The 5,586-nt window shown below is 73.4% G+C and carries 3 protein-coding genes and 2 pseudogenes; 3 read left to right on the plus strand and 2 right to left on the minus strand.

Features of this window, described 5'->3' with window-relative positions:
* Positions 1-727, plus strand: a pseudogene (locus FNH08_RS51270) (hypothetical protein); the annotation flags it as partial.
* 121 nt (positions 728-848) lie between these two features.
* Here FNH08_RS51270 and FNH08_RS52705 read toward each other — a convergent pair.
* A pseudogene (locus FNH08_RS52705) lies at positions 849-1,180 on the minus strand (hypothetical protein); the annotation flags it as partial.
* A gap of 198 nt (positions 1,181-1,378) precedes the next feature.
* Here FNH08_RS52705 and FNH08_RS43310 point away from each other — a divergent pair.
* On the plus strand, positions 1,379-2,845 hold the full coding sequence (locus tag FNH08_RS43310) for an amino acid permease (protein WP_322726393.1): 1,467 nt from the start codon (positions 1,379-1,381) through the stop codon (positions 2,843-2,845).
* Positions 2,842-3,912 (plus strand): succinyl-diaminopimelate desuccinylase, encoded by a 1,071-nt coding sequence (gene dapE, locus FNH08_RS43315; RefSeq protein ID WP_152777001.1) that lies wholly within the window; start codon positions 2,842-2,844, stop codon positions 3,910-3,912. The genes FNH08_RS43310 and dapE overlap by 4 nt, the downstream gene beginning before the upstream one ends.
* Positions 3,913-3,940: 28 nt before the next feature.
* Here dapE and FNH08_RS43320 read toward each other — a convergent pair whose 3' ends face one another.
* Complete coding sequence (locus FNH08_RS43320; RefSeq protein WP_152777002.1) at positions 3,941-5,545, minus strand: PucR family transcriptional regulator; 1,605 nt, start codon at positions 5,543-5,545, stop codon at positions 3,941-3,943.
* Positions 5,546-5,586 lie beyond the last annotated feature (41 nt).

Below are 5,586 nucleotides of genomic sequence, written 5' to 3' on the forward strand. Positions count from 1 at the left end.
ACCGTGGACCGGGTTCGGGCCACCGCCCGCGTACGTCTCGCCGACCGCGTACGTCTCGCCAATCGCGTACGGCCCTCCCCCCGCTCTCCCGTCGAGTCCCGCTCCCGGCCCCGTGCCCCTCGCCCCGTCCGGGGCCGGTTCCGCGCCCGGCCGGCCGTCGGCGCGGGCATGGACGGCCACCGTGGCCGCGGGCGCGGTGTTGACCGCGGCCGTCGTAACGGCGCTGGCCTGGCCCGACGGCGGTGATGACGCGGCGGGTGGCAACGGTCGTACGACCGCGACGACCGCGCCCGCCTCCGCCTCTTCTTCCCCCACTGCTGCCGGGAATGCCCTGCCCGCATCCTGGGTGGGCACTTGGAAGGGCACAGGCCCCGGCAGCCTCGTCGGCGACGGCATCGTCACCGCGCGCACGACCCGGGTGGCCGTGACCGTCACCCTCCACGCCGCGGACCGGGGCGAGATCGTGGGCAGACAGATCAGCCACGTGACCGAGGACGGCACAGGCCGGGACCTCGGGTGCACCGAGACGCTGCGTCTGCGGGAGACGCACGGATCGTCCATGGTCTTCGAGGCGGTCACAAGCGCTGCCACGGATCCGTCGGCCGGGGTGCTGTGCGCCCGAGGCAACCTCTACACCCTGGCGAAGACCGGCGCCGACACCTTGACCCTGAGGAACGAGGGCAGCCAGACGACAGGATCACCCTCCCGGCTGACCCGCTCCTCCTGACACCCGACCGAAAGGGCTGCGCCAGAACCACGTGTCCCGGACGGCACGCGTTTCGACCACCACCGATCCCCTGAACCGCCTTTCCGCGCGCAGGCATGGTGGCCACACGCATAGCCAACTCTCGCTCCTGGCCCTGCAACTCCCGCAGGTCGACGTCGAAGTCGACTTCATCGTCGGCATGGAAACGGAAGATCGCCAGCACATCGGCAGTCGGCCATACCCGCATGTCGGGGCACTCGGCATCCGCTGGGCGAGACGACACACCCGCCGCCCGGGGCACCGGAAGCACCCTCTCTCTCCCCCCCGAGTACTGACACTTCCAGCTCTTCTCCGCGACAAGATCGAGGACCGCCTGCCAGTCCTCCACCGAAGTGTTCGGGACAGGCACATCCGGCAACGACCCCGTCCCAGCCCATCAGCCACGCCGCCATGCTGCCCGGCTCCCAAACTCATCGCACCCCGCTCCCCTTGACCAAAGCCATAGGGGCCCCCGACGCGGGCCGGCCGCACGGCTGAACACGTCACGTGCGCGAGGCTTTGGCCGGAAGGCCAAAGCGGTCCCCGCCGTCTTGGCCGACGCGCACACCCCTCGCCACACCCCCGTTACGCATCATCAAGGGCCGGAGCGGGAGTCATGAGAGGAGTGAACGCGTGGACAGTGTGCGAACCAGGCCGCGGAGATCCGTTGGCGAGGCCGGTATCCGCAGCAGGCTGACGCGGCGGCGGGATGTCGCCGATCTGGTGGCCGAGGCCGGCCGCGGTCAGCTCCGCAGGACCATGGGGCTCACCCAGCTCACGCTGCTCAGTGTGGGTGCCACGCTGGGCACCGGGATCTTCGTCGTGCTCGGCCAGGCGGTGCCCGAAGCGGGCCCGGCCGTCGTGTTCTCCTTCGTACTCGCCGGGCTCACCGCGCTGTTCTCCGCCCTGTCCTACGCCGAGCTGGCAGGCATGATCCCCGGTGCCGGATCCTCGTACAGCTACGCCTACGCCACGCTCGGCGAGCTGGTCGCCTGGGTGTGCGGCTGGTGTCTGGTGCTGGAGTACGGCGTCTCGGTAGCCGCCGTCGCGGTGGGCTGGGGCCAGTACGTGAACGAGCTGCTGGAGCTCACCGTCGGCTGGACACTGCCCGCTTCGCTGGCCGCCCCGCCCGGCGCGGGCGGCGTGCTGAACGTCCCGGCGGCCGCGATCGTCGCCCTCGCCATGGTGGTGCTGCTGCGCGGCTCCCGGGAGAGCGCCGTCGTGAACGCGGTCATGGTGGCGGTGAAGGTGGCGGCCCTCGTGCTGTTCTGCGCCGTCGCGTTCACCGCGTTCCGCGCCGGCAACTTCCAGCCGCTGTTCCCGCTCGGCATGGCCGGGGTGAGCGCGGGCGCCGCCTCGCTGTTCTTCTCGTACATCGGCTTCGACGCCGCCTCGACCGCCGGTGAGGAGGCGAAGAATCCACAGCGCGACCTGCCGCGCGCCATCCTCCTCTCCCTCGGGCTGATCACCGCGCTGTACTGCGCGGTGGCCGTCGCGGCGGTCGGCGCGATGCCGTGGCAGCGGTTCGCGGGCACCGAGGCCACCCTCAGCGAGGTGCTGATCCACGCGGTCGGCGGTGGCACCCTGTGGCCCGTCCTGCTGTCCGTCGGGGCGGTCGTCGCCACCACGAGCGTCGTACTCGCCGTGCAGTACGGGCAGACCCGCATCCTGTTCTCGATGGCGCGCGACGGGCTCGTCCCGCCGCTGTTCGCCAAGGTCCACGCACGGTCCGGCGTGCCCCGCGCCAACATCGTCATCGTGTCCGCGTTCGTCATGGTGCTCGCCGCCCTGGTACCGCTGGGCGCGCTCGCCGACGCCACCAGCATCGGCACCCTGTTCGCCTTCGCGCTGGTCAACGCCGCCGTCCTGATCCTGCGCCGGCGCAGCCCCGGCGCGCCGCGCAGCTTCCGGGTACCGCTCGCGCCCCTGACCTGCACGCTGGGCACTCTGTGCTGCGGCTACGTGATGTGGGGACTCGGCGCCGACACCTGGATCGCGTTCGGCCTGTGGATGGCCGTCGGACTGGCCGTCTACGCGCTCTATGGCATCGGACACTCCCGTCTCGGCCGGCCCGCACCACGGACGGAGAGCACGGAATGATCCCGCTGTACGCAGCCGCGAACCAGGTGGACCTGGTGGACCTCACCCGAGCCCTGGTGGACACCCCCTCCGAGAGCGGCGACGAGGCCGGCCTCGCCGACGCCGTGGAGTCCGCGTTGCGCGCGCACCCGCACCTCAGCGTCGTACGCATCGGCAACTCCGTCGTGGCCCGCACCGATACGGGCCGCGCCGAGCGGGTGATCATCGCCGGGCACCTGGACACCGTCCCGGCCGCCGGGAACCTGCCCTCCCGGCTGGACGGCGAGCGGCTGTACGGGCTCGGGGCGTGCGACATGAAGGGCGGCGTCGCCGTCGCCCTGCGGCTCGCGGTCGGCCTCGCCGCGCCGGTGCGGGACGTGACGTACGTCTTCTACGAGTGCGAGGAGGTCGCCGGCGACCGGAACGGTCTGAAGCGCATCGCCGCCGACCGCCCCGACCTGCTCGAAGCGGACCTCGCCATCCTCATGGAACCTTCCGACGCGGGCGTCGAGGCGGGCTGCCAGGGCGTCCTGAACGCGGACATCACGGTGCGCGGCGAGCGCGCCCACACCGCCCGCTCCTGGAGGGGCGTCAACGCCGCACACCGAGCGGCCGCCGTACTCCGGCGCCTCGACGACCACAGCGCCGAGCGGATCGTCATCGACGGACTGGAGTACCGCGAGGGGCTGAACGCGGTCGCCGTCCGTGCGGGCATCGCCGACAACGTCGTCCCCGACACCTGCGTGATCAGCGTCAACCTGCGTTTCGCGCCGAGCCGTTCGCCCGAGCAGGCGGAGGAGTATCTGCGCGCGCTGTTCCCCGAGTACGAGGTGGCGGTCACCGAGGTGGTGCCGGGTGCCCTGCCCGGGCTCGGCCAGGGACCGGTGGCCTCGCTGGTCGAGGCGCTCGGTGCGGTTCCCCGCCCCAAGTTGGGCTGGACGGACGTGGCCCGCTTCACCGCGCTCGGCACGCCCGCGCTCAACTACGGCCCCGGCGACCCGACGCTGGCGCACACGGCCGGGGAGTACGTGCCCGTCGGTCAACTGCGGGAGTGCGAGCGGCGGCTCGCCGCCTGGCTGAGCGGCTGACCTCCCACGTGAGACAGCCAGGCGGGCGTCAGGACCGACCGGCGCCGCGCAGCCCCCCGAGCGTGCGCAACTGCAGCCACAGCACCAACCGCTCGTCCGGGTCGTCCAGATCGACACCGAGGTGCTGCTGCGCCTGTCGGAGGCGGTACCGGCAGGTGTTGGGGTGGACGGCGAGCAGCCCGGCCGCCCGCGCGACGTCGCCCCCGGCGTCCAGCCAGCACACCAGGGTCCTGGCGTAGTCGGTGCCGTGCCCGGCGTCGTACGCCAGGACCTCCCGCCAGGACCCGGCCGTCAACTCCCGCTGCCCGTCCATGAGTTCCCGCAGCCGCAGCAGCGTGACCCGGGCCCGTACCTCCGTCACTGCGGCGACGTCCTCCCCCAGGCCGAGCACCCGCAGCACCAGGTCGGCATCGTCCCGCGAGCCGCGCACGGCCGCCGGCTCCGCCACCGTCTCGCCCAGCCCGGCCCGCACCCGCATCCGCAGCGCCTGGGCCGCGCGCCGCACGATGTCCTCGGCCAGGCGCCGGTGTCGCTCGTTGCGCCGGCCCGAGCCGCTCGGCTCCGCACCGGTCACCGGCAGCAGCGCGTACACACGCCCGTCGACCAGCACGCACGCGTGCCGCCCGTACCGCGCCTCGCAGTGCAGCCGTACGAGGTCGAGCAGCCGCAGCGCGGTCTGCTCCTCGTCGGGCGTGGACCCGGCGCCGTCGAGGGCGAAGGCCACGACCCGTACCGGGGTTCCCTCGGCGAGGCCGAGGCGGTGCGCGGCGCCCACCGGGTCGGCGCTGCCGTCGAGGAGGCGGCGCAGCAGGTCGCTCGTCAGCTGCCGGGACAGTTCCTCGCCGGCCCGCGCCCGCAGCAGGAGCAGGGCGGCCGTGGACGCGCCACGGGCGAGCGCTTCCTCGCCATCGGGGGCGAGATGTCCGTCGTCGACGACCCACACCGACCCGAGCGTCTCGCCGCCCGCGCGGATCGCCACGGCGAGCCGCGGCAGCTCCTCGCCGTCCAGCGCGGCGAGGCGTACGGGACCGGGGGCTGCGAACAGGACGCGGTACTGCTCGCTGTTCTCGGGACTGCTCGGCACCTGACGGCCCAGAATGCCCTGCCGCCGGGCCTCGTCGACGGCCTGCCGGGGCAGGGTGGAATACGCCAGGATCCGCTGCCGGACGTCCTCGATGACGGTGGCCCCGCCCACCGCCGCGGCCACCGCGTTGGCCAGCGAGAACAGGTCTCCGAACGCCGCCCCGCTGTCCCCCGGTCCCGGCCGGGACCCGATCGCCGAGGCCAGCAGCAGATGGACGTGATGCCAGGCGGCGTCCTCGTCGACGGCGAGCAACGCGAGGCCGTGGGCCTTCGCCGCGGCCACCGTCTGGGGCTGCGAGTCCCCGCCCCGTACGACGAGTCCGGCCACCCCGGCCGCGGCGGCGTCGCGCGCCAGCGGCTCGATCCGGCCAGGCGGCAGCCCGACGGTCAGCACCAGGGCACCGGGCGCGCTGCGCGGGAACGGGTCCCCGTGGCCGTACAGCAGGACCTCGGAGACGGGTGTGGCGAGGCCGTCCGCCGGGGCGGCGAGCACACGGAGCAGGGGCTCGCCGAGGGTGCCGATCAGTTCCTCGAGAGTGCGGGCGTCCATGGGTGGTCGGGCTCCTGGGACGGTGGGGTACGGAGGGGGGC

Source organism: Streptomyces spongiae, assembly GCF_009377185.1.
Classification (GTDB): Bacteria; Actinomycetota; Actinomycetes; order Streptomycetales; family Streptomycetaceae; genus Streptomyces; species Streptomyces spongiae.

What these genes read in the sequence shown, in the direction of transcription:
- dapE (WP_152777001.1), top strand. Translation starts at nt 2,842, where the DNA reads ATGATCCCGCTGTACGCAGCCGCGAACCAGGTGGACCTGGTGGACCTC.
- FNH08_RS43320 (WP_152777002.1), bottom strand. Translation starts at nt 5,545, where the DNA reads ATGGACGCCCGCACTCTCGAGGAACTGATCGGCACCCTCGGCGAGCCC.